The 23,176-nt window shown below is 59.1% G+C and carries 16 protein-coding genes; 5 read left to right on the forward strand and 11 right to left on the reverse strand.

The window, feature by feature from the left end:
* Positions 1-37: 37 nt before the first annotated feature.
* Together AAC076_RS11525 and AAC076_RS11530 are read left to right on the forward strand one after the other, a co-directional pair.
* Positions 38-1,729 (forward strand): AMP-binding protein, encoded by a 1,692-nt coding sequence (locus tag AAC076_RS11525; RefSeq protein WP_339845737.1) that lies wholly within the window; start codon positions 38-40, stop codon positions 1,727-1,729.
* A gap of 1 nt (position 1,730) precedes the next feature.
* Positions 1,731-5,009: a carboxyl transferase domain-containing protein gene (locus AAC076_RS11530; protein ID WP_339845739.1), complete on the forward strand. Its 3,279-nt coding sequence runs from the start codon at positions 1,731-1,733 to the stop codon at positions 5,007-5,009.
* Between the two features lie 74 nt (positions 5,010-5,083).
* On the opposite strand, the gene cydC is transcribed toward AAC076_RS11530, so the two are convergent.
* From cydC to AAC076_RS11570, 8 genes are all read right to left on the reverse strand, one after another.
* On the reverse strand, positions 5,084-6,733 hold the full coding sequence (cydC, locus tag AAC076_RS11535; protein WP_339845742.1) for a thiol reductant ABC exporter subunit CydC: 1,650 nt from the start codon (positions 6,731-6,733) through the stop codon (positions 5,084-5,086).
* Positions 6,726-8,405: a thiol reductant ABC exporter subunit CydD gene (gene cydD / locus AAC076_RS11540; protein WP_339845744.1), complete on the reverse strand. Its 1,680-nt coding sequence runs from the start codon at positions 8,403-8,405 to the stop codon at positions 6,726-6,728. Before cydD ends, cydC begins: the two co-directional genes overlap by 8 nt.
* Positions 8,389-9,390, reverse strand: a complete 1,002-nt coding sequence (gene cydB, locus AAC076_RS11545; RefSeq protein WP_339845783.1) for a cytochrome d ubiquinol oxidase subunit II — start codon at positions 9,388-9,390, stop codon at positions 8,389-8,391. The genes cydD and cydB overlap by 17 nt, the downstream gene beginning before the upstream one ends.
* An 8-nt stretch (positions 9,391-9,398) precedes the next feature.
* Complete coding sequence (locus AAC076_RS11550) at positions 9,399-10,799, reverse strand: cytochrome ubiquinol oxidase subunit I (RefSeq protein ID WP_339845745.1); 1,401 nt, start codon at positions 10,797-10,799, stop codon at positions 9,399-9,401.
* 167 nt (positions 10,800-10,966) lie between these two features.
* On the reverse strand, positions 10,967-11,692 hold the full coding sequence (locus AAC076_RS11555) for an LrgB family protein (RefSeq protein ID WP_339845747.1): 726 nt from the start codon (positions 11,690-11,692) through the stop codon (positions 10,967-10,969).
* Positions 11,689-12,051, reverse strand: coding sequence for a CidA/LrgA family protein (locus AAC076_RS11560; RefSeq protein WP_339845750.1), 363 nt, complete (start codon positions 12,049-12,051; stop codon positions 11,689-11,691). Before AAC076_RS11560 ends, AAC076_RS11555 begins: the two co-directional genes overlap by 4 nt.
* 141 nt (positions 12,052-12,192) lie before the next feature.
* Positions 12,193-13,335, reverse strand: a complete 1,143-nt coding sequence (locus AAC076_RS11565) for an acyl-CoA dehydrogenase (RefSeq protein WP_339845752.1) — start codon at positions 13,333-13,335, stop codon at positions 12,193-12,195.
* A 21-nt stretch (positions 13,336-13,356) separates the two neighbouring features.
* A complete protein-coding gene (locus AAC076_RS11570) occupies positions 13,357-14,535 on the reverse strand; it encodes an acyl-CoA dehydrogenase family protein (RefSeq protein ID WP_339845754.1) in 1,179 nt (392 codons plus the stop codon).
* A gap of 259 nt (positions 14,536-14,794) precedes the next feature.
* Here AAC076_RS11570 and AAC076_RS11575 point away from each other — a divergent pair, with 259 nt between their 5' ends.
* Together AAC076_RS11575 and AAC076_RS11580 are read left to right on the forward strand one after the other, a co-directional pair.
* Positions 14,795-16,270 carry an NAD(P)/FAD-dependent oxidoreductase gene (locus tag AAC076_RS11575; RefSeq protein ID WP_339845756.1) on the forward strand — a complete coding sequence of 492 codons (1,476 nt, stop codon included), beginning with the start codon at positions 14,795-14,797 and terminating at the stop codon, positions 16,268-16,270.
* Positions 16,254-17,186, forward strand: coding sequence for an alpha/beta hydrolase (locus tag AAC076_RS11580; RefSeq protein WP_339845758.1), 933 nt, complete (start codon positions 16,254-16,256; stop codon positions 17,184-17,186). Before AAC076_RS11575 ends, AAC076_RS11580 begins: the two co-directional genes overlap by 17 nt.
* A 201-nt stretch (positions 17,187-17,387) precedes the next feature.
* Here AAC076_RS11580 and AAC076_RS11585 read toward each other — a convergent pair whose 3' ends face one another.
* Entirely contained in the window at positions 17,388-18,677 is a 1,290-nt protein-coding gene (locus AAC076_RS11585) for an AarF/ABC1/UbiB kinase family protein (RefSeq protein ID WP_339845759.1), read from the reverse strand.
* A gap of 159 nt (positions 18,678-18,836) precedes the next feature.
* A complete protein-coding gene (locus AAC076_RS11590; protein ID WP_339845762.1) occupies positions 18,837-20,282 on the reverse strand; it encodes a YdgA family protein in 1,446 nt (481 codons plus the stop codon).
* Positions 20,283-20,482: 200 nt separating this feature from the next.
* Here AAC076_RS11590 and AAC076_RS11595 point away from each other — a divergent pair, with 200 nt between their 5' ends.
* The gene (locus AAC076_RS11595; RefSeq protein ID WP_339845765.1) at positions 20,483-21,328 is read left to right on the forward strand and encodes a hypothetical protein; all 846 of its coding nucleotides are present in this window, start codon (positions 20,483-20,485) and stop codon (positions 21,326-21,328) included.
* A 21-nt stretch (positions 21,329-21,349) separates the two neighbouring features.
* Here AAC076_RS11595 and AAC076_RS11600 read toward each other — a convergent pair whose 3' ends face one another.
* The gene (locus tag AAC076_RS11600) at positions 21,350-23,086 is read right to left on the reverse strand and encodes a sulfatase-like hydrolase/transferase (protein ID WP_339845767.1); all 1,737 of its coding nucleotides are present in this window, start codon (positions 23,084-23,086) and stop codon (positions 21,350-21,352) included.
* Between the last annotated feature and the right edge of the window lie 90 nt (positions 23,087-23,176).

The following is a 23,176-nucleotide window of genomic DNA, read 5'->3' on the forward strand; positions in this document are numbered from 1 at the left end:
CGGTACACAAAAATTCATCACCAAAGAGGACAAGCCAATGCGGGAGCACGATTACCTGACGACACTGCGCAGCCTTCAGGAAACGGCGTGGCCTAAGGGCACCCCGACCGAAGCAACCTATCCTCTGGGCGAGCAACCCATTACCCGTTATCTGCAGCACTGGGCCAAGGCAACCCCGGATAAAGCTGCCATACATTTCTACGGCCACCAGCTCAGTTACGCCGAACTGGATGACCTCAGCGATCGTTTCGCTGCACTTCTCTACCAGCAGGGCGTCAGCGCCGGCGATCGTGTAGCAGTCTTTATGCCCAACTGCCCGCAGCTGCACATCGTTTTTTACGGCATTCTGAAAGCGGGAGCCATTCATGCGCCCGTTAGCCCGATGGCCAAGGGAATGGAGCTGAGTTATCAGCTCAATGACAGTGGCGCCAGCACCATTGTCTGCTTTGATCAATTGCTACCCGTAGTGCGCGAGGTGCAGGCCGAAACCGACCTGAAACTCCTCATCAGTACGAGCCTGTCCGAGCTATGCCCCACCAACCCGACAATACCGGTGCCCGATTTGCTGCAGGCGCCCAAACTGGCCATTACTGACAGCATTGACCTGTTGCCAGCCCTGGAGCAACAGGCGCCCGCAGCGAACCTGCCTGAGTTGCAGCTGGATGATATTGCCGCGCTAAACTACACTGGAGGCACCACCGGCCTACCTAAGGGCTGCATACACACCCATGGCGACATGCTCTATACCTGCGCCAGCTTTGTGCCTGTCGCTCTGGGTCTGGATTCAGACCGTGTGAGCCTGAACTTCATGCCCGAGTTCTGGATTGCCGGTGAAAACGCTGGCCTGCTGTTCCCGGTCTTTTCCGGCACGACAATGGTGCTGCTGGCGCGCTGGGATGCCCTCGCCTTTATGAGCGCGGTGCAGCATTATCAGGTCGGGCACACCGGACTACTGGTCGATAGCGCTTCGGAAGTCCTTGATCACCCGCAGGTCAGCGAATTTGACTTCAGCTCGCTGGAAGTGACCAGTTGCGTCTCTTTCATCAAGAAACTGACACCCGAATATAGATGCCGCTGGCGTGCACTCACCGGCTGCACCCTGTTCGAAACCAGTTTTGGCATGACCGAAACGCACACCTGCGATACCTTTACCGCGGGCATGCAGGAAGACGACTTCGACCTGCGCTCGGCGCCCACCTTTGTAGGTCTGCCGGTACCCGGCACCACATTCAAGGTGTGCGATTTTGAAAGCGGCGAGCTGCTGCCTCTGGGCGTCGAAGGTGAATTATGCGTGCGCACACCTTCCCTGCTTAAGGGCTACTGGAACAAGCCCGAAGCCAGCGCAGAGGCGCTGCGTGATGGCTGGCTGCATACCGGCGACAGCGGCGTGATCACCGAACAAGGGCATATTCGCTACCTGGGCAGACGCAAGGAAATGCTCAAGGTCAACGGCATGAGCGTGTTCCCCAGTGAGCTGGAGGCCATGCTCGGCCAGCATCCTGACATTCTTGCGTCAGCGGTCATCGGCCGCGCCGACGAAAAGCGCGGCGAAATGCCCCTGGCCTTTATCGTCGCCAAGCCCGCCAGCGGGCTGACAGCCGACGTATTGCATCAGTGGTGCAAGCAAGCCATGGCTGTCTACAAGATACCCGAAATCCGGCTGGTCGAATCCTTACCCATGACAGCGACCGGCAAGGTCAAAAAACAGGAACTGCAGGAATGGATCTGATATGAACTTCAAGAGTCTGCTGATCGCCAATCGCGGTGAAATCGCCATCCGGCTGGCCCGCGCTGCGGCCGAACTGAACATAAATACCGTCGCAATCTACGCCGAAGATGACAGTGAATCCCTGCATGTGCGCAAGGCCGATCAGGCTCTAGCGCTTCGCGGGCGCGGTGCCCGCGCCTACCTGGATGCAGCGCAGATTGTTGCCGTAGCGCAAGAGCAGGGCTGCGACGCAATCCATCCCGGCTACGGTTTTCTCAGCGAAAACGCGGACTTCGCTCGACGCTGCCAGACCGCGGGCATCGTATTTGTCGGACCCGACGCCACAGTACTGGAGACCTTCGGTGACAAGGCCAGCGCCCGTCGCCTGGCCAGTCAATGCGGCGTGCCGCTGGGCCAGGGCACCAACGAAGCCACCAGCCTCGAGCAAGCCAGACAGTTTCTGCAGGATCAGGGCCCCGGCGGCGCAGTGATGCTCAAGGCCCTGGCTGGTGGCGGCGGTCGCGGCATGCGCGCGGTATTCAGCCTGGATGAACTCGATGAAGCCTATGCCCGCTGCACTTCCGAGGCGCAAGCGGCCTTTGGTACTGGCGAGCTATACATCGAAAGACTTATTCGTAACGCGCGACATATCGAAGTCCAGATCGTCGGCGATGGCACCCATGTGAGCCATGTATGGGAGCGCGAATGTACCCTGCAGCGGCGCAACCAGAAGCTTCTGGAAGTCGCACCAAGCCCCAGCCTGGCACCCGCGCAGCGCGATCAGCTGCTGGAAGCGGCCCTAACCCTGGCCAAGGCGGTCGGCTATCGCGGCCTGGGCACCTTCGAATTTCTGCTTGATGAAGACGCTGGTGATTTTGTTTTCATGGAAGCCAATCCTCGCATTCAGGTTGAACACACCGTGACCGAGGCCGTGACCGGCCTGGATCTGGCCCAGATCCAGATTCGTCTGGCAGCCGGAGCGACGCTCAGCAATCTACAGCTGAACCAGCCACAGATACCCGCACCGCGCGGGTTTGCGGTACAGCTGCGGGTCAATCTGGAAAGCATGGCTGCCGATGGCAGCGCCCGTCCTGCTGGCGGTACTCTAACTGCCTACGAGCCACCCAGTGGTCCGGGCATCCGCGTCGACGGCTATGGTTACAGCGGCTACACCACCAGTCCCAGCTTCGACTCGCTGCTGGCCAAGGTGATCGTGCAGGCTGACGCCGATTATCCGTCCGTGCTGCGCCGCGCCTATCGCGCCCTGTGCGAGTTCAGGTTGGAGGGCGTCAGCAGCAATCTGCCCTTCCTGCAGAATCTGCTGGGCAATACCCAGGTTCAGGCCAACAAGGTTACTACCGGATTTATCGAGCAACATGCGGGTGAGCTGGTGGGCGAGAGTGCACATCCGAACCTGTTTTTCGCTCAGAAAAACACACGCGCCCAGCAGAGCGAGAGCCAGGCCACTGCGCCACCCGGTACTGAGCCCCTCAGTGCGCCAGTGCAGGGTGTGCTGGTAGCGCTGTCGGTTCAAACTGGCGACGCCATTGCAGTCGGCCAGCAGGTGGCCGTGATGGAATCCATGAAAATGGAATTCGAGGTCAAGGCGACGCAAAGCGGGATCGTTCGTGAGCTGCTGGTAGAGCCGGGTGCAAGTCTGTTCGAGGGCAGTGCGCTACTGTTTCTCGAGCCCGCCGATGTGGCAGCAACCGCGCAGTCCAATGAAGAGCAGGTCGACATTGCGCATATTCGCGCCGATCTCGCCGAAGTACTTGAACGCCATGCAGATCTGACCGATGAGCACCGCCCCGCTGCTGTCGCAAAGAGGCGCAAGACCGCCCAGCGCACCGCCCGCGAAAACCTGGCGGACCTGCTTGATGAGGGCAGCTTCAAGGAATACGGCGCGATGGCCCTGGCTGCCCAGCGCAGTCGCCGCACCCATGAAGAGCTGCTGGCAATGAGTCCAGCGGACGGCCTGATCAACGGTATCGGCACCATCAACGCCGACCTGTTTGGCGAGCATGCCAGCCGCTGTATGGCGCTGTCCTACGATTACACCGTGTTCGCCGGCACCCAGGGCGCAATGAACCACAAAAAGACCGACCGCATGCTCGATCTTGCGGAAAAGTGGAAGCTGCCCGTGGTGTTCTTTACCGAGGGTGGCGGCGGCCGGCCAGGTGATATCGACAAGGTCGGCGTGGCCGGACTGGACTGTACCACTTTCATGCGCATGGCCAGCCTGAGCGGGCAGGTGCCGCTGGTAGGGGTCGTTTCCGGCCGCTGCTTTGCCGGCAACGCTGCGCTGCTGGGTTGCTGCGATGTGGTGATCGCTACCGAAAACGCCACCATTGGCATGGCCGGACCTGCAATGATCGAGGGCGGCGGCCTGGGCACCTATACGCCGGAACAGGTCGGACCGACCAGTGTCCAGGGTCCCAACGGCGTGGTCGATATCGTCGTCTCCGACGAGGCCGAAGCCACGCGGATAGCCAAGCAATATCTGTCCTACTTCCAGGGCGACATGCAAAGCTGGGAGACCGCCGACCAGCGGGAACTGCGGCACCTGATCCCGGAGAATCGCCTGCGCGTATACGACATCCGCCAGGTCATCAAAACACTGGCTGACAGCGGCTCGATGCTGGAGCTGCGCCGCCAGTTTGCCCCGGGCATGATTACCGCGCTCATCCGTATCGAAGGCCGTCCCTTCGGTCTGTTAGCCAACAACCCTATGCACCTGGGCGGCGCGATCGATGCGGCCGGCGGCGACAAGGCTGCGCGCTTCATGCAGCTATGTCAGGCCCACGGTCTGCCAATGGTATCTCTTTGCGACACACCCGGCTTCATGGTTGGCCCCGAAGCCGAGCAGCAGGCAACTGTGCGTCATGTATCGAGGATGTTCGTCACTGCCGCCAGCCTGCAGATTCCCTTCATGACTGTGGTACTGCGCAAGGGCTATGGCCTGGGCGCTCAGGCAATGGCCGCCGGAAGCTTCCAGGCGCCACTGTTTACCATCGCCTGGCCCAGCAGTGAGTTTGGTGCGATGGGGCTGGAGGGTGCCGTGCGTCTGGGTTACGCAAAGGAGTTGGCGGCTATTGAAGACGAAAGTGAGCGTAGCGCGCTGTATGAGAAACTGGTCGCCGAGCTTTATCAGCGTGGCAAGGGCGTCAGTATGGCCAGCTTCCTGGAAATCGATGCGGTCATCGATCCGCTGGAAACTCGCGACTGGTTACTGCGCGGTCTCAACTCTGCGCCCACTGAATCCCTGCGCAAGGGACTGCGTCCGTTTGTGGATACCTGGTAACGCATCGAGCCAGGAGGGTGGGAAATCCGTCAGCAGAGTGCTGCGCATCTTCCCGCCCAAACCAGGCCAGATACTTACAGACTGGCCACCGCCACTACCCGGTCGGCCTTTGGCAGCAACGCTGCGTCATGCCCCAGAAACAGCGCTGTGCGCCCTGCGAGCCACGGCTCCATACGTGTAGCTACCCGCTCCCGCGTCGGCGCGTCCAGCCCGCTAAAGGGCTCATCCAGAATCACTATGGGGGCATCCTTGAGTAGCACTCTGGCGAGGACCAGTCGCCGGCCTTCTCCCCCCGAAAACTGCTTACCTGACTCGCCAACCCAGGTGTTGAGCCTCCCAGGCAAGCCCTCGATCAGATCGGCCAGATCAACCATCTCCAACACCCGCCAAAGCTGCTCATCGGTCGCGGACGGGTCGGCCAGCAGCAGGTTGGCCGCGATGCTGTCATGGAGTAATTCGGTCTGTTGCGTCAGATAGCCAATGTGTCTACGCCATTGCTCAAGGGAGAGTCGATCAAGCGGAGTGCCGCCCACCCTCATTTGGCCAGCCGCCGGACCAATCAGACGCGCAGCCAAAGCAGCCAATGTCGATTTGCCACAGCCGGATGGCCCAATCAACGCCAGCCGCTCTCCCTGATTGAGCGTCAGATTCACGTTTTGCAGGCCTGCGTACTGAACGCATACGCCCTGCCAGTGAAGGGCCAGATCAGTCGGTACGACGTCCGGCTGTTGAGGATCAGTCAAAACCGTACTCATTGCCGTTTGCTGATTCAGACGCCTGGCCGCCGCCCGCGTGCCACCGTACTGGGCAAAAGCGGCGGGCAGTCCGGCAAAGCCCTCGCTCAAGGCCATTAGCGCCAGCGGGATCATAACCGTCACCGGCCCTGACAACAGTCCTTGGGTATACGCCTGAATGGCACCAAACAAGCCCACCATCACGGCGCCCATCACGCCCAGGGTAGCCAGCGCCTGACCAAAGGCAATACGACCCTGGAGTGCCAGTTGATCGTCGAGCATCTGCTGGCTGCCAAAGAGTAGCTGCTGTCGGTGTTGCTTCAGGGTGCCTGCCGCTGTCAGCTCAGCCAGTCCCTGTAGCTGCTCCACGGCTTGCACACGCAAGCCGTCAAGCTGCTCTACCCGCCGTGCGCTGTAGTGCAGTCCAATCCGCGCCATGCCCAAGGTCAGCACCAACAGGACCGCAATCAACAACACACCAATCAGCAACGCCAGTGAAAGATGAAAAACTGCGATCAGACCGCTGACCAGCACGACGCCCAACAGGGCGACCAAAGGCGGTGCCAGCAAACGCAGGTACAGGGTATCGAGGGTGTCAATGTCAGCCGTCAACCGGTTGAGCCACTGCGCTGCCCGCAGACGGCTCAAGGTCGCGCCGTCCAATGCTGCGAGAGCAGAAAAGTGCCTGCCGCGCAGATCCGCGAGCAGGCTCAGCACCGTGTTGTGATTGAAAACCCGCTCGCAGTACCGCGCAACGGTGCGCGTCAAGGCAAAGAAGCGGATGCCGCCACCCGGCATATAGACATCAAACATCACCCGCTGACCGGCCGCCCACAGCAGCGCGGTCACCCCTGTGGCGGTGATGAACCAGCCTGATAGCGCCAGCAGACCCACCGCACTGAACAGCGTCAGCGCCAACAGCAGCGCACCCACCCAGAGGCGTCCACGGCGCTGCATGATCATCTGTAACCAGGGCCTGAGGTCAAACATCCAGGAGCCTCCCCTGGGCGATTTCGATACGCCGACCCGCCAGCGCCATAAGGGCTGGATGATGAGTAGCGATGACCAATGTTTTACCCTTGCCTGCCAGCGCGCGCAGGGCTTCTATGACGTCCGCTTCGCTTTGCACATCGAGGCTGGCCGTCGGCTCATCCAACAGCACCAGTTCGGCGTCAGACAGCCACACTCGCGCCAGCGCGAGGCGCTGCGCCTGACCACCGGACATACCGCGTCCACCTTCGCCCAGAGGCGTATGTAAACCCTCTGGCTGCGCCCTCAGCAAAGGTCCCAGCCCGACAGCCTCGATAGCGCGCAACATGCTCTGTTCGTCGGCGTCAGGTGCAGTAAGACGCAGATTTTCGGCCCAGGTACCCTGGATTAGAAAAGGCCGCTGTCCGAGCCAGGCAACAGGCTGCCGACCGGGCAACAGACCAAACAGGCTGATGCTTCCCGCTACCGGTTGCACAAATCCGGCCATACAATGCAGGAGGCTGGACTTACCGGACCCTGACGGCCCCACCAGAGCGAGGACCTCACCCCGGGCAATCTCCAGCGAAACATCATCGAGTACCCGTTCGCGACCGGCATATGCCAGTGTCAGGTTCTGGATACAAACCCGGTTGTCAGGAGCACCGGGGCTAAGATCTTCAGTCTGATCGAGGCCCGACGATTCGAGCTGCAACGCACCCAGGCTATCGGCCGCCCCCAATGCCGCAGCCCGGTCGTGATAGGACTGGGCCAGGCTGCGCAGCGGCTGAAAGGACTCCGGTGCAAGCAGCAGGATGAATAATCCGGAAAACAAGGTCAGCTGCGCTGCCGGTCCGTACTGGATATAACCGAGCAAGCCAAAGCCGATGTACATCGCGGCTACTGCGATGGCCACCGAGGCGAAAAACTCCAGTACGGCAGAAGACAAAAAGGCAATGCGCAAGGTACGCATGGTCACCGCACGATAGCGCTCAGCCGCGGTCTCTACCGATAGGGTGGCCGCCCTCACCTGACCGAACAATTGCAGGCTGGTGAGACTGCGCACTCGATCGAGAAAATGCCCGGCCAGACGACCAGCTTCGAGCACATGCTGCTGACTGACTTTCTCGGCACTCATGCCCACCAGCGCCATGAACAGCGGGATCAGCGGCGCGGCAAACAGCAGAAACAGGGCCGCCAGCCAGTCGAGCCAAAAGACCACCAGTAAAATCGTTAAGGGAGACAGTAACGCGAGCCACTGTTGTGGCAAATAACGGGCGTAGTAACCATCCAACGACTCGACCTGCTCCACCCATTGATTGGTCAAAGTCGCACTGGAACGGTCAGCCAGACGCACGGGCCCGAGTTGAGCCCAATGCTCGGCCAGTTGCGCCCTAACCCGCTGGCGAACCTTGGCGCTTGCCTGCTGGGCGCACCGTTCCTGGCCATATTGCATCAAGGCACGGAGCACAATGGCCAGTGCCAGGCCCACACCCGGCCAGAGCAGAGCGACGTATGGCAACTCGGCAACAAGCAGGGCATGCACCATCCAGGCAACAAGCCCCATCTGCGCCACGATAGCCAGTGTATGCAACAACCCCAATACCACGGTAGCGCGTAACCAGGGCCTGATCGGCAGGCCCTGTTGCCGCAGCCAGTCGCGACTGCGCCGACCGGACTCAGTGATAGCCTTCACCTACACGAACCTTGCCGCGGAACACCCAATAGGTCCATGCCGTATAAGCGAGGATAATCGGAATCACGAACAACATGCCTAGCAACAGGAACAGTTGTGACTCTGGCGCTGAGGCCGCATCCCAGAGAGTGAAATTGGGCGGAATCACATAAGGCCAGCGCGTCCAGAGCAAGGCGAAATAGGTCGCGGCGAACATTGCCATGGTGGCAATGAACGGGATTGCCTCGCGGCGCTTTTTCAAACCTCTCCAGATCTGGAAGGCAAAAAAGGCAGTCAATAGCGGGAATATCCAGATCCAGCGAACCTGAGCAAACCAACGCTCGAACGCGGCAGGGTCCACCGAGGGCGTCCAGATGCTGATGATGGCAAAGATCGCTAGCACTGCTCCCAGAAGCCAGGGTGCCAGACCGTAAGCCCATTCCTGAATATAGCCTTCGGTTTTCATGATCAGCCAGGTGCAGCCAAGCAGCGCATAACCTGCCATTAAGCCGATCCCGGTGGTTACTGTGAAGGGTGTCAGCCAGTCGAGGGCACCTCCCGCATAGGCCAGGCCCTCAGTTTCATAACCTTGAATATAGGAGCCCACCACTACGCCCTGGGCAAACGCCGCCAGGAACGAGCCACCCGCAAAGGCCCAGTTCCACAGATAGCGCGAGCTCCTGGCCTTGAAACGAAACTCGAAGGCTACACCGCGGAAAATCAGGCCCGCGAGCATCAGAAACACGCCGATATAGAGCGCTGGCAACAGAATCGAGTAGACCAGTGGAAACGCACCCAGCAGACCCGCGCCGCCCAATACCAGCCAGGTTTCGTTGCCGTCCCAGACCGGCGCTACCGAGTTCATCATGACGTCACGCGCGTCCTCGTCCGGGGCGAAGGGAAACAGCATTCCCACGCCCAGATCGAAGCCATCCATCAACACGTACATGATCACCGCAAAGGCAATAATCATTGCCCAGATCATCGACAAATCGAAGATTTCCATGTCCATGCTCAGGTCCCCTTCTGGTCAAATGCAACGTCGCTACCCGACAGTGGGCGGGCCGGGCGGTGAATTTCGTCCACATCGTCCGCATGTTTTTTGATTTCCAGACCGTCCTGCAGGACGCGCATGAGGTAATACAAGCCCGCGCTGAAAATCATTGCGTATACCACTACGTAACCGATCAAGGTAAACAGGGCCATCGGACCGGTCAGGGAGGGCGTAACCCCCTCTGCGTGGGTCATCAGGCCATAGACCAGCCAGGGAGCACGACCGGTTTCAGTGACAATCCAGCCAGCCAGAACAGCAATGAACGGGGTCACACTCATCAGACGCAACGTCTGCAGGAACCACGGCGTCTGCCAATAGCGCTGCTTGCGGCGCAGCACCAGTCCAGTCAGCGCCGTCGCAATCATCAGCAGGCCGAGGCCGACCATCACCCGGAACGACCAGAAGACCAGCGCAACCGGGGGCTGCTCCTCGACCGGCACCTCCTTGAGGCCAGCCACTTCTCCATCCCAGTCATGGGTCAGAATCATACTGCCCAGCTTGGGAATACCGATTTCAAACAAGTTGCTCTGGGTATCCCGATCCGGCCATGCAGCCAGGAGCAGAGGCATACCCTTGGTTGTCTCCCAGTTGCCTTCCATCGCAGCTACCTTGGTCGGCTGATACTCCAAGGTGTTGATGCCATGGAAATCACCCACTACCGCCTGCGTCGGAGCTACTATCAGAATCAACCAGAGGCACATCGACAGCCCCTTGCGATTCACTTCAACCTCCCGTCCGCGCAGCAGATACCAGGCGCTGACCCCCGCCACCACAAAGGCGCCGGTAAGGAACGAAGCCAGCCCCATGTGCATGAAGCGATAGGGAAACGAAGGATTGAAGATCGCTTCGGTCCAGGACGTTACAAAGAACACGCCGTCGCGTAGCTCGACCCCCGCCGGAGTATGCATCCAGCTGTTGGCGGCCAGAATCCAGAAAGAGGATATGAACGTACCCAGCGCAACCATGCACGCAGCAAACAGATGAACGCCCTTGGGCACGCGGTTTCGACCGAATAGCAGCACACCGAGAAAGGCTGCTTCCAGGAAGAACGCAGTAATCACCTCATAGCTGAGTACCGGACCGAGGAAGTTGGCCGCCGCGTATGAATAGTTACTCCAGTTGGTACCAAACTGGAAGGACATGACGATACCCGACACCACGCCCATGCCAAACACAACGGCGAAGACCTGTACCCAGAAAGCGGAAAGACGCTCCCATACCGGGTTGCCCGTTTTGAAGAAAAGTATCTCCAGAAAGGCGATAAAGGACGCCAGACCGATGGTAAATACCGGAAAGATAGCGTGAAAAGACACCACGAACGCAAACTGGATACGCGACAGCAGGAGGGGGTCGAGTTCCATGAGCACAGCTCCTTATGGAAATAAATGACGCCGACAGTCCGGCTCAGACAGCAGGACAACATAGAAGAATCGTGATTGTGACTGCATCAGAGCCCGGAATGTTCCAGAGCTCAGTGTGCGCCTTGATCCAGATCGAGGACAGGTGGTGAATTGCCGCAGCGTTAGGTTTAGGCCAGCGTAACCCATAGGGTAACAGCCAGAGGCAACAGCAAAGCAGTAGCGACGCCCATCAGGCTCATCGCCAACGCCGAGAAGGCGCCCTGCTCTTCGCCTTCCTCGATAGCCCGAGAGGTGCCCACCGCGTGGGCGGTCATACCCATTGCCATACCCCAGGCGGCAGGCTCGGTCACCCCGCAGATTCGCAGCAGCCAGGGTCCCAGCAAAGGTCCGAGTACGCCGGTGAACATCACGAAAACCGCCGCCAGCGCGGCAATACCGCCAAGCTGCTCGGCAACCAGCATCGCAATTGGAGAAGTCACCGATTTGGGCGCCAGGGTCATCAGGATCATGTGCTCAGCGCCCAGAGCCCAGGCGATCAGAAGCGTAATCACCGTAGCAAAAAGCCCTCCCAGCAACAGCGTGATGACCACTGGCCAGAAAAACAGCCGAATGCGCCGCAGGTTTAGATATAAAGGGACAGCCAGGGCGACGGTGGTCGGTCCCAGCAGGATAACCAGCGGCCAGACCGCCTCGCGGTAGATCGCATACTCGACACCCAGCATCCATAACAGCACCACCAGAATGGCCACAGATACGAGCACCGGATGAAAAATAGCCAGCCTGGTGCTTTCGTAGAGCGCCAGGCCCAGTTGGTAGGCACCCAGAGTCAGTCCGAGCAAAAACAGTGGGTGCCCGGCTATCGCTTGCCAGGCTTCAGTCCAGCTTCCGATCATTGACCTGCTCCCGCATCGCGCTGACGCCGGATCAGTTTCTGCATCAACCAGCCACATAATGGCAAGGTGAGGACAAAGGACAACAACAGGGCTACCATGATCGCCGTCGCGTCGGCGGCAATTTCCCTGCCGTAGGCCATGACCCCGACAGCCGGGGGGACAAGGATCAATGGCAGGTATTTAAGCAGGCCAGACGCAGCCATATCCAGCGATTCACCGGTACCACCGCGCAGGCACAGAAAGATCACCAGCAATACCATGCCGATGATCGGCCCGGGCAGGAACGGCAACAGCAGAACGCTGAGGCCGCTGCCCAGCAACTGAAATACAATCAGCCAGGTGAGTCCGCGCAACAACATGGTGAAAGCCTCGAGTGGCCAGTAAGAGAAGTGCGAAGATTAATGGCTGGCAGAAGGTCTGACCACCCCTACCATGGTCCGTAAACGCAAAGGCCGGTCAAATGACCGGCCTTTGTGTATCGCGACTACGTGATGTCGTTATCAGTAACCACGCAGACGAGCGAAGCGATCAGCGTGGAAACGATAGTCCCCAAACAGGGCCTGCACTGGCCGGGCGCGCTTCATGAACAGGCCGACATCGAACTCGTCAGTCATACCCATGCCGCCGTGCAGCTGCACAGCCTCGTTGGTCGCCAGCTCGGCAACTTCGCTGCTCTTGGCCTTGGCCAGGCTAACCAGTACTGGCGCTTCCGGGTCCTGCTCATCCAGCGCGACCAGCGCCTTGATCACAACCGACTTGACCAGTTCAAGCTCGCTGAACAGATGAGCACAACGATGCTGCAGTGCCTGGAAAGATCCCAGAGTCACGCCGAACTGCTTGCGCTCCTGCAGGTATTTGACCGTGACCTCGAAGGACTGCAGAGAAATCCCGAGCAACTCGGCTGCCAGTTGGGCATTGGCAATATCAAGCACTTTCTCAAGCGTCGTGAAACCCTGATCGATGTCACCCAGCAGCGCCTCGGCACTGACCTGGGCGTTATCGAAACGCACAATGGCCGCATTGCGGCTGTCGACCATAATGGTGCGCTCAACACTGACACCCGCCGTATCGCGATCAATCAGCAACAGACTGATTCCTTCGCGATCATCCTGCTCACCACTGGTGCGTACCGACACGATCAGCTTGTCCGCGACGTGACCGTCAATCACAAAAGATTTCTGGCCATCAATTACAAACTTGTCGCCTTGTCGACGGGCAGTCGTAGCAACCCGGCTTGGAGCGTGCCGCGGCGTCTCATCCACTGCCAGCGCTGTCAGCAGACGGCCTTCGGCAATGGCGGGGAGTAGCTCCTGCTTTTGCGCCTTGGAGCCTGCAATCTGTAGCGCCGAAACACCAAGCACACCGGTCGACAGAAGCGGAGACGCGCTCAGGTTACGGCCGGCATGTTCAAATACCTGGCCCATACCGACGTTACCAAAGGCCGATCCGCCAAAATCCTCATCGACCAGCGTGCCGGCGAAACCCATTTCCACCATGCCCTTCCACAAATCAGCAGAAAAGCCGGTTTCGTCACGCTCGTCGCGTAATTTACGCAACTGGCTGATAGGCGCGTTTTCGCTCAGGAAGCCCTGTGCGGCATCCCGGAGCATCTGTTGTTCTTCGTTAAGTACCAAAGCTGCCATTGGATCTGTCCTCGATTCGTTCTACTGGAGCCCGAGAATATTGCGGGCAATCACGTTGAGCTGGATTTCCGAGGTGCCGCCCTCAATCGAGTTGCCCTTGGAACGCAACCAGGTGCGCGGTACCGCGCCCTCGTTCCAGGCCTCGCCTTCCCAGACCATCGCATTGCTACCACGCAGGGCAACCAGCAACTCCTGACGCCGCTTGTTCACTTCAGTGCCGTAATACTTGAGCATTGCAGAAGCGTGACCCACGCCCTGACCGGCCTTGGCTTCATCGAGTACGCGCTCGGAGGTCAATTCAAATGCCTTGGCATCGAGCTCCCAACGGGTAATATCGCTACGCAGGTAACCGTCAGCCAGCTTGCCATTTTCCAGGCCCAAGGCGTCAACCGCTGCCTGGGGAAGGGTTTTTTGACCTGCCGCGGTGCGGCCCATGCCGCCAATCATTTCGCGCTCGTGGGTCAACAGGTACTTGGCAATGGTCCAACCGGCATCGATCTCGCCGACTACCTGGTCCTTTTCTACCCGCACATCGTCCAGGAAGGTCTCGCAAAATGGCGAGCTTCCGGAGATCAGCTTGATCGGTCTGGTGCTGACGCCCGGGGTAGTCATGTCGAACAGCACCAGGCTGATGCCCATCTGCTTTTTAGCATCCGGGTTGGTGCGCACCAGACAGAACATCCAGTCGGCCTTGTCGGCGTAGGAGGTCCAGATCTTCTGGCCGTTTACAATGAAATGGTCGCCCATGTCTTCGGCTTTGGTTTGCAGCCCGGCCAGATCGGAACCGGCACCCGGCTCACTATAGCCCTGGCACCAGCGAATCTCGCCGCGAACCATCTTCGGCAGATGCTGGCGCTTGAGTTCCTCCGATCCGAACTTGAGAATCGCTGGACCAATCATCCATACACCGAAGCTGGATAGCGCCGGGCGCGCCTGGATACGTGACAACTCCTCGCGCAGAACCTTGTGCTCTTCCCGGCTCAGTCCACCACCGCCGTATTCCTTTGGCCAGTCAGGCGCAGTCCAGCCCTTGTCGGCCATGCGCTCGAGCCACTGACGCTGCTCATCGCTCTTGAATTTGAAATCACGGCCACCCCAACACTGATCATTATCAGCGGAGAAGGGAGTACGCATGCTCTTGGGGCAATTCTCTTCAAGCCAGGTGCGAACTTCCTGACGGAATGCGTCCAGATCGGTCACGGGCTGGTCTCCTCAATGAATCGACAACGTGTATCGGTGAATTGTAATAAGGCAGCATAAGATACTCTTCAGGTGCCTCCAACACCCGTGCCTTGATCGCAGGAATAATGACTCATTAGTCACAACAATATATTGCGTGGTCTTTCTGCGAAGGGCTGACTGAAATCCCGTTATTGCTGGCCATTCAGCCGTCTCCCCGTGAACGAGTAAGGGATACGATAGAGAAGGTCGGTCCCCGGCCCCGAAGGAGCTGTTAATAATGCCTAATAATAAACAACAGGAAGCACCGTTAAGCGCTTTGATCATTGGCGCGGGTTTTGGCGGTATAGGTCTGGCAATTCGTCTGGACAAGGTGGGGATCAGCGATTTCCTGATCCTGGAAAAAGCCGGCGATGTCGGCGGCACCTGGCGCGACAACAGCTATCCAGGCGCTGCCTGTGACGTGCCTTCACACCTCTACTCCTTTTCATTCGAACCCCGCGCCGAGTGGTCCAGCCGCTATTCGCCACAGGCGGAAATACACGATTACATTCGCCACTGCGCCCGTAAGTATCATCTTTACCCGCGCATAGCGTTCGATACCGAGGTCAGTCAGGCCCAATTCGATGAGCAGAGCGGGCTCTGGCATGTCACCACAAGCGATGGCCGCGAATACCGGGCCCGCTCATTGGTGACCGCCTGCGGCCAGCTCAATCGCCCGATCTACCCCTCGATTCCCGGCCTCGACAGCTTCAACGGCGAGGCCTTCCACTCCGCGCGCTGGCGCCATGATATAGATCTGAAAGGCAAGCAGGTGGCCGTCATCGGCACCGGCGCCTCGGCAATCCAATTCGTCCCGCAGATCGCACCTGAGGTCAGCAAGCTGATGCTGTTCCAGCGCAGCGCACCCTATGTGATCGCCAAGGCGGACAGACGCTACGGCAAACGTGAGCAAGCGTTGCTCAGACGTTTTCCGGTTTTGCAAAAGCTCAGCCGCAGCGGGCACTACCTGACGCACGAGATGCGCGCCCTGGCGTTTATCAGTTTCCCATCGCTGATGAAGGTCATGGAGGGAAGCTTTCGCAAGCACCTGGAAAAGGGCGTGAGCGATCCGCAGAAACGCGCCCAACTGGTGCCAGACTACCCGATGGGCTGCAAGCGCATGCTGATCAGCAATGATTTCTTCCCGGCCGTCGATCGTACCAACGTGGAACTGATCACCACCGATATCGAGGCTATCACCCCGGACGGGATAAAAACCAAGGACGGGCAGGAGCACAGAGCCGATGTGATGATCTTTGGCACTGGTTTCGCCGCCACCGACTTTCTGGCGCCGATGACGATAAAGGGCCGCGGCGGTCACGATTTAAACGAGACCTGGCGCGCCGGCGCAGAAGCTTACAAGGGCATCAGCATCAGCGGCTTTCCCAATCTGTTCGTGCTCTATGGCCCCAACACCAACCTGGGTCACAGCTCGATCATCTACATGCTGGAAAGCCAGTTCAACTACGTAGTTAGCTGCATGCAGACCCTGGCACGTAGAGGGCTGCGCTTCATTGACGTCAAGCCTGATGTACAGAGCGCTTTCAACGTACAGATCCAAGACGACATCAGCACCACGATCTGGAGCCGCGGCTGTGACAGCTGGTACCAGACCGCAGAGGGCAAGCAAACCAACAACTGGCCGGGCTACACCTTCAGCTATCGTCGCCTTACCCGGAACCCGGAGCTCAACGACTATGAATGTGCACGCTGATTACACCCACAACAACCCGGCCCAGCCACTACTGCGCGCCATTATCCGCGGAGCAATGCGGCTGTTATTCCGCGGTTTGATACGCCCCGGTGTACCTATAGCGATCCAACGGGCCGTCATTCGCATCCTGACTGCCGCCATGCCGGTTAGTGGTGGAGTGCAACGCAGCAGCGAGCTGATCGCGGACAGACCATGCGAATGGCACAGAATCCACGAGGGATCAGATAGGGTCATTCTCTATCTGCACGGTGGCGCATACCTTATTGGGTCAACCGCGACCCATAGAGGGCTGGCCGCGGCCCTGGCCAGAGCCGGCCAGCGGGATGTGTGCGTGCTTGACTACCGGCTGGCGCCGGAGCATCCCTTTCCAGCGGCACGGGACGACGCGGTGGCTGCCTACAAGGCCCTGCTCACCAGAGGCTACGCACCTGGCGACATCGTACTGGCTGGCGACTCAGCCGGAGGGCACCTGGCACTCATCACCGCACTGGAGCTGAAACGCCAGGGCGAACAGGCGCCCGGCGCGCTAGTCTGCTTCTCACCTGTGGTCGACTTTACCGCCGAGCAGATGCACGCCCCTCAGGCTGGAGACCCGTTGCTGAACGTCAGTTGGATCGAGCAGGCGGCAGATCTGTTCTGTCCTCCCGGGATGGACCGAGGCCATCCGGAGTTGTCACCCATCAACGCCGATCTGACTAGCCTGCCGCCCCTGCTGATTCAGGTCGGCGAGGACGAATTGCTGCTCAACGACAGCTTGCGCCTGGCCGAAAAGGCGCGCATTGCGGGCGTGAACGTGCAACTGGAACGCTATCCCGAATGCTGGCATGTGTTCCAGGCCAATACGGGCATTCTCAAGGTGGCCGACATCGCGCTGGAGCGGGTCGGCGTATTTCTGGGCGAGCGGCCCGCTGCCTGAGGAGCCCGGCATGCGGTGAATATAGCGCCGCATGCCAACCCAAATATCCTGTCTGCCTCTCCGCTAACCAGACCCTATTTCTTTTTCAGAACAGCAGGCCACGGAGGAAACCTCCGCAGGGTCCGACCAGGTCGCTTCGTCCAGTCGGGAGCTATCGGCACTCGCTGTAAAACTGAAAGAAAAGGTCCGCTTCTTCCAGCTCTAAGCCCGGCCCTCGCGGTCGATCTGCTGCTCGAGCAGATCGGCCACCGGCACGCTGACGCCCAGACGCGTCAGACTCCAGTAATGCCCCTCCAGCGTCCGGTTTATAAGTAAGGTGCCCGATGCCGGTTGTAGACTCCCCAGAGACGCTAGCGCATCGGGTATCAATCGCTGAATTTCCTGATGTACCGGCTGATCAGCAAAGTCCCAGAGCCCCCCCGATTGCAGAAGCGGCTTGAGCAAATGTGTCAGATTGCGGTAGAGCGCCCAGGGCGGCGGTGATTGCGGCTGACGGGTGCCCAAGGCTTGAAAGCCTCGCTCCAGCTGTTCCGCACTGCCTGACTGCAAAGCCCTGAAAGTCTCTACATAGGCGGCCAGAACGACCGGCTGGACCGATTGCACGCAGCCGAAGTCATAGACCACGAGCTCACCGGCAGCGGTATAGGCAAAGTTGCCTGGATGGGGATCTGCATGCAGCTCACCGAGATCAAAGGCCTGCGCAGCAAGCCATGCAGGCAACGTGTTGGCCAGCCGCTTTCGGACCTCCAATGGCGCCTGCCCGACTTCTGCGAAGGGCAAACCCGGCACATCCGTCAGCACCAGCACACCGGGTCGGCACAGGGGCTCAATCGGACGCGGCAAGAGTATGCCAGCCCAGTCAGCAAAGAAGTCCCGAAACCGAATGAGTCGCTGCATTTCAGCTGCGTAATCGAGCTCTGCGTGAATTGTCCGCTCCAGCTCACGGTAAATGCCTTCGAGCTGCGCCGCAGGCGCACGAAAAAGACGACCTAGCGGTAACAGCCTTCGCACCTGTCTGAGATCAGCTGCACAGATGTCCGCAATCCCCGGGTACTGGATCTTCAGCACCAGTGCCTCACCGTCAAGCCCGCGGGCGCGATGCACCTGGCCTAAAGATGCCGCCGCAAAGGGCTGCTCATCGATAAATTCAAAATAGTCTGTCAGCTCACCCTGATAAACGTGGCGCAGATGAGCTTGAAGGTGGTCGTAGGGCAGCGCTGGGACCCTGTTCTGTAAAGAGCCAAGGGCCCGGGAGACCGGCTCCGGCAACAGGTCGTGCCACTGCGAGGCCATCTGTCCGAGCTTGAGAACCGGGCCTTTCATGTCGCCCAGCACCTCAGCAAGCAGATCGCCAACAGGCTGCCAGTCGATCCCTGAGCGCCCGCGCAAAATCCGCTGACCGAATACGCCACCGGCGATACGCGTGGCAGTGCCGGCTAGCCGCAGAAAACGGCGGGCTGAGGAAGCAGAAGGTGGTCTGGCGGGTGACAAGGCAAGGAACCTTTTTCGGACAATTGACACCCGATACTGAGCCGAGTTGGCGCTACCCGCAATCGCAGCTCAGTAAGGAAAGATGACAACCGGCGGGAATCAAGAGTCGCTGAAACTGACTCTTGAGCGCCGCCGCTGTTGCCTTCAACGCCTGACTCCTTACTCTGTTGCTGCTTCTGGGTTGGCTGGACTGACTAGCGCCAACATGCCCATCAGCGCCTGTGCCGGAATTGCCTCGCCGTTGAGTTCGATTTCGCCATCGGCGTAGATCAGGTTGGTCACCAGATTGTCGCCTTCCTTGCGGGCCAGGTTAGTGTTTTCAGCCATACTCGCCAGCATCTCGACCATCACCTCAGCTTCCACGGCAACCGTTTCAGCATCCGCATCCGGCTCGAACAGGGTTTTGTTCATGATCATGTCCCGCAGCATTGGCAGGGATATCTGCACGTGCGAATCAACCCTCGAAAGCAATTGTGGCAACAGTTCTGGCAAGGCAAGATCGAAGGAATCGGGACTGGACAACTGCACCTCGGCTCGCGCTCGACTCTCCCCGTTTGGCGTGCGAATCACCAGCAGATCCAGCGCCAGTTTTGGCTGTGCGGCCAACAACGCAGTAAAAGCCTGTCTCCAGCGCTCGGTTTGCTCGGGTGGTTCCTCACCCCGATAAACACTCATATTCAGTTCGTTATACAACTGATTGATCTCGGCTGTAGCGTCCTGATCGAACTGTGAAAAACTCCACTTCATTTCTGCCGATCCCAGCTCCTGATCATCATAAATGACCTTCGCCAAGCCGAAATCAATGCCACCTGCAAGGTTGCCGGCGTCTTCGCTGAGAACGGTATTCTGCGTCAATCCTTCCAGCACCATGGTTCCCTCGCTCTCGAGCCGCAAGGCTTCAATTGCCAGGCGTCCTTCACCCAGGTAGATACCCGCTGAGCCGCGCTGCTGATCGGTGTAGAGCGTCACCCCCGACAGATTCAGTGTGAACGACTTTTCAAGATCGGGCTGTGAGGTTACACGTACGCCATCCCACTGCCCCTCGAGAACCACCGCATCACCCCCCACATCGGTGGCGAAGTCGAGGGCCACCGAAGCCAGCTCGGCTGTTACTTTCTCGTTCTGGAAAGTCAGTGGGGCAACGCTGAAACGGCCGTCCACACTGTTTTCATAACCCAGGGTGCTGGTGATGCGCACCGGCGTCTGGTCACCGCTGGCTGCAAACAGAGGTTCGAGCCTTTCGCTGCGCTCCAGTACCGCATTGCTGGTGGCCATCACCGGTATCAATTGCAATCGGGCAAGACGCGACACAGGGAAGGGACCGTGCTCGAGTCGGTCAAGTACAGCAAGGGTCACAGGGCCCTGCTCATCTGGCCCAGGATAAGTGACTTCATAGCGGACGGAACTGGAAAACAGACCACGCTCAAACTGAGCTACTTCCATGCGCACTGACGCACCGGGCATCGCTTCTTCTATCTGTGCGTTGCTTTGCGCTACCGCATCACGCAGTACCTGTTCAATTTGCGTACCGGTGTACCACGCACCTGCCGTGCCAGCCACGCCGAGTGCAACCACGACCGCGACGGCTATCCCTGCTTTTTTCATACCTCAGTCCTTAACCTGTGATGGGGAATCAACGGGAACTGTAGGCCATCGCGCCAGAACTGTCAGCCCCGACGCACTGCACGGACAAGATGACCGTCCATTTACGCTGCCTATCATGGCCCTGGCAACTTGCGATTCAGCGCTCAAATGCCGATCCTTGATGGCTAGACAAGAATCATGCACAGGATGACCGCGTCACCATGACAGACAATAAAAACACCTTTCATTGCAGCCTGACACCGCGCTTTACCGACCTGGACACCTGGCGCCACGTAAACAACTCGCGTATCTATCAACTCCATCAGGAAGCAAGACTGCAGGCTCACCTGGACCTGTTTGGCCCCGACGCCTGGTTCTCCGATACGGTACGTTTGCGACCGCTGCGCTGCGTTACCGATTTTCGCCAGGTCACCTGGTACGGCAGCGAGGTCAAAGCCCAGATACAAGTGCAAACCTGTTCCAATGACAGCTACAGGGTGCGCAGCGATCTGTTTCAGAACGATCAACATGTGGGCACCCAGCAGGCGCTGATGGGCGCTTATGAGAACGGCAAGCAGGTCGATTTGCCCGCTGCTACCCGTGAGCGACTGGAAGCCATGACTAGTGGCGAAGCCCTGCTGCTGCCAGCTGCGGATTATGTGGAGCGCGTCGGCTCGGTAGCCACCTTCCCGGTCGTCCAGCAGCTCACGCCCCGCTACGCCGATCTCGACGCCGATAGCCAGCGTGGCGAGGCTGCGCTGGCTCGCTACATGGAACAGGCACGCTTTGGCGCCATTCGCCACCTGGATCTTGGCGGCCTGGGCATACTGATCGCCTCCATGGATGTCAGCTATCTGCACTTTCACGCTGGCTGGAAACCGGTCGACCTGCGCGCGGGCATCAATCGCATCGGCAACAGCTCATTTGTGTTTACCGGCTGCGCAAGCGGCGAGCATGGATTACAGGCAGTAGCAAACAGCGTGATGGTGGTGATAGACCAGGCAAGCAGTCGCCCAGCACCCATCCCGGATATGCTGCGCGAACAACTGCAGGGACTGATAATCTGAGGAACAGGAGCGGGTCACTCCTCAGCCGTACATAAAGGTTGGTCCAGGATGTTCGCGCCCATCATCAACGCCCACCTCGGTACTCACCAGCCCGTTGAGACGCTGGTTGAGATCGTTTATCACACCCCGGTGGGCGATCGGATCGGCCGCCAGATTATTCAACTCATCAGGGTCGGCCTCAGTGTCGTAAAGCTCCAGATCATTATTGCTCATCAGCTCATCCAGACCCTCGGGCGTGTGATGATTGCTCGGTGCAAAATAACGGGCAAACTTGTAGCGCCCGTCATGAATCCCCCGGAACAATGCCCGATTATCGCGAGATGGTCCGAGCTGCCCCTGGCGCAGTGACTCCTTGATAATCGCCCATGGAGAAACCGTGTCGGAATGGGTCATCACAGCCTCGCTGAACTCCGGATCCAGATACATCACTACGCCGTAATTGAACAGGTGCCCGCGCTCATCCCGCTTTGAACGCATGGCGGCACCACCCAGACTCGACGCCAGGCTAACCCCGGCCAGTTGCGGATAACGCTCGGCCTGAACCTCGGGTTTAACCCCGGCCAGCTCAAGCACGGTTGGGACGATATCGACTGCCGAGCCCAGGGCGGGAGTGCTCCGCGCCCGCTGGATGTCAGGATGGCGCACGATAAAGTTGACCCGCGTATTTTCCTTGTACATGTGCGGGCCCTTTTGCCGGAGCTTGTGGGCTCCGGCCATCTCACCATGATCCGCCGTCAGAATCACGATGGTGTCCTGATCCCGGCCGCTCTCCTTCAATGCGGCAAGTACCTGGGCAATGGACTGATCCACATCGCGAATGCAGTTCAGGTAATAACTCTGCAACCCCTGCCACGCCTGTTCGTCATCCGGCGCAATGTGCCCGTATACCTGGTTACAGATCGCCACATCAGTGCGATGCGCCCAGGGCTTGGTAGCCAGATCATCGGCATAGAAGCTTTTCGGTAACGGCACGTCCCATTGCTTGGCATAGACCCCGGTAGCGGGCCCGGCGGAGATCGGGCCAAGGTAGTTCTGTCGCAGGCGGGATTTTTTCTGCTCCGGCCCGGAGCTATAGAACATGATGTCATGCGGGTTGACGAAATTGACCGCCAAAAACCAGGGCTGCTGATCGTCCTTGTGGTCTTGTAACCAGCCCACGGTATCGCTGGCGGTCACCTTGTCGAAGATGAAACCGCTCAAGTGCGAGCCATGGGGATCACCGTTGAGATTGAAGTCAGCGAAACCATAGGGCAGCAGCTCATCAGTGGTCGGCCGGACCACACCATAGGTCAGATCGCTGGACTCGGGTATGTGCGACAGGTGCCACTTGCCCTTGTAGGCCGTGTGGTAACCCTGGTCGCGCAACATGTGGCCAAGGGTGGGAATGTTAGCTCCCAGCTCGTTGAACGGGGGCAAGCCGATGTTGGCGATCACCCCGGTCTTCTGCGTGTGTTGGCCGGTGAACATGACCGATCGAGACGGTGAGCAGGGCGTGGTGTTGACGTGGAAATTATCCAGACTCACTCCCGAGGCTAGTAACTGCTCGTGACCAGGCAGATGCACGACGCTGGGCAAATCAATGAAGGCTCTTTCCTGGTCTGTGACGATCAGCAGAATATTCAGCTTTTCCCCACGCGGGGCCGCTGCCCCAGTTCCGCGCGCATGTGTACCGGAGAGCGCGGCTCGTGCAGTGATTGATGAGGCCAGGCTGCCGGCAGACAGCGCGCCAGCCCACTTCAGTAGATCGCGCCGATTCATTTCATGCTCCTCGCGTTTTATACGCAGAATTATTGTTTGATGGCCGATATTGGCAGGCTGACAAAAGCAGAGGCATAATTCCAATGCATT

It is taken from the genome of uncultured Halopseudomonas sp. (genome assembly GCF_963977355.1).
Taxonomy (GTDB): Bacteria; Pseudomonadota; Gammaproteobacteria; order Pseudomonadales; family Pseudomonadaceae; genus Halopseudomonas.

Excerpts from the sequence above, each read along its gene's own strand:
- AAC076_RS11525 (WP_339845737.1), top strand. The coding sequence starts at position 38 with ATGCGGGAGCACGATTACCTGACGACACTGCGCAGCCTTCAGGAAACG.
- AAC076_RS11530 (WP_339845739.1), top strand. The coding sequence starts at position 1,731 with ATGAACTTCAAGAGTCTGCTGATCGCCAATCGCGGTGAAATCGCCATC.
- cydC (WP_339845742.1), bottom strand. The coding sequence starts at position 6,733 with ATGTTTGACCTCAGGCCCTGGTTACAGATGATCATGCAGCGCCGTGGA.
- cydB (WP_339845783.1), bottom strand. The coding sequence starts at position 9,390 with ATGGAAATCTTCGATTTGTCGATGATCTGGGCAATGATTATTGCCTTT.
- AAC076_RS11550 (WP_339845745.1), bottom strand. The coding sequence starts at position 10,799 with ATGGAACTCGACCCCCTCCTGCTGTCGCGTATCCAGTTTGCGTTCGTG.
- AAC076_RS11555 (WP_339845747.1), bottom strand. The coding sequence starts at position 11,692 with ATGATCGGAAGCTGGACTGAAGCCTGGCAAGCGATAGCCGGGCACCCA.
- AAC076_RS11560 (WP_339845750.1), bottom strand. The coding sequence starts at position 12,051 with ATGTTGTTGCGCGGACTCACCTGGCTGATTGTATTTCAGTTGCTGGGC.
- AAC076_RS11565 (WP_339845752.1), bottom strand. The coding sequence starts at position 13,335 with ATGGCAGCTTTGGTACTTAACGAAGAACAACAGATGCTCCGGGATGCC.
- AAC076_RS11575 (WP_339845756.1), top strand. The coding sequence starts at position 14,795 with ATGCCTAATAATAAACAACAGGAAGCACCGTTAAGCGCTTTGATCATT.
- AAC076_RS11580 (WP_339845758.1), top strand. The coding sequence starts at position 16,254 with ATGAATGTGCACGCTGATTACACCCACAACAACCCGGCCCAGCCACTA.
- AAC076_RS11590 (WP_339845762.1), bottom strand. The coding sequence starts at position 20,282 with ATGAAAAAAGCAGGGATAGCCGTCGCGGTCGTGGTTGCACTCGGCGTG.
- AAC076_RS11595 (WP_339845765.1), top strand. The coding sequence starts at position 20,483 with ATGACAGACAATAAAAACACCTTTCATTGCAGCCTGACACCGCGCTTT.
- AAC076_RS11600 (WP_339845767.1), bottom strand. The coding sequence starts at position 23,086 with ATGAATCGGCGCGATCTACTGAAGTGGGCTGGCGCGCTGTCTGCCGGC.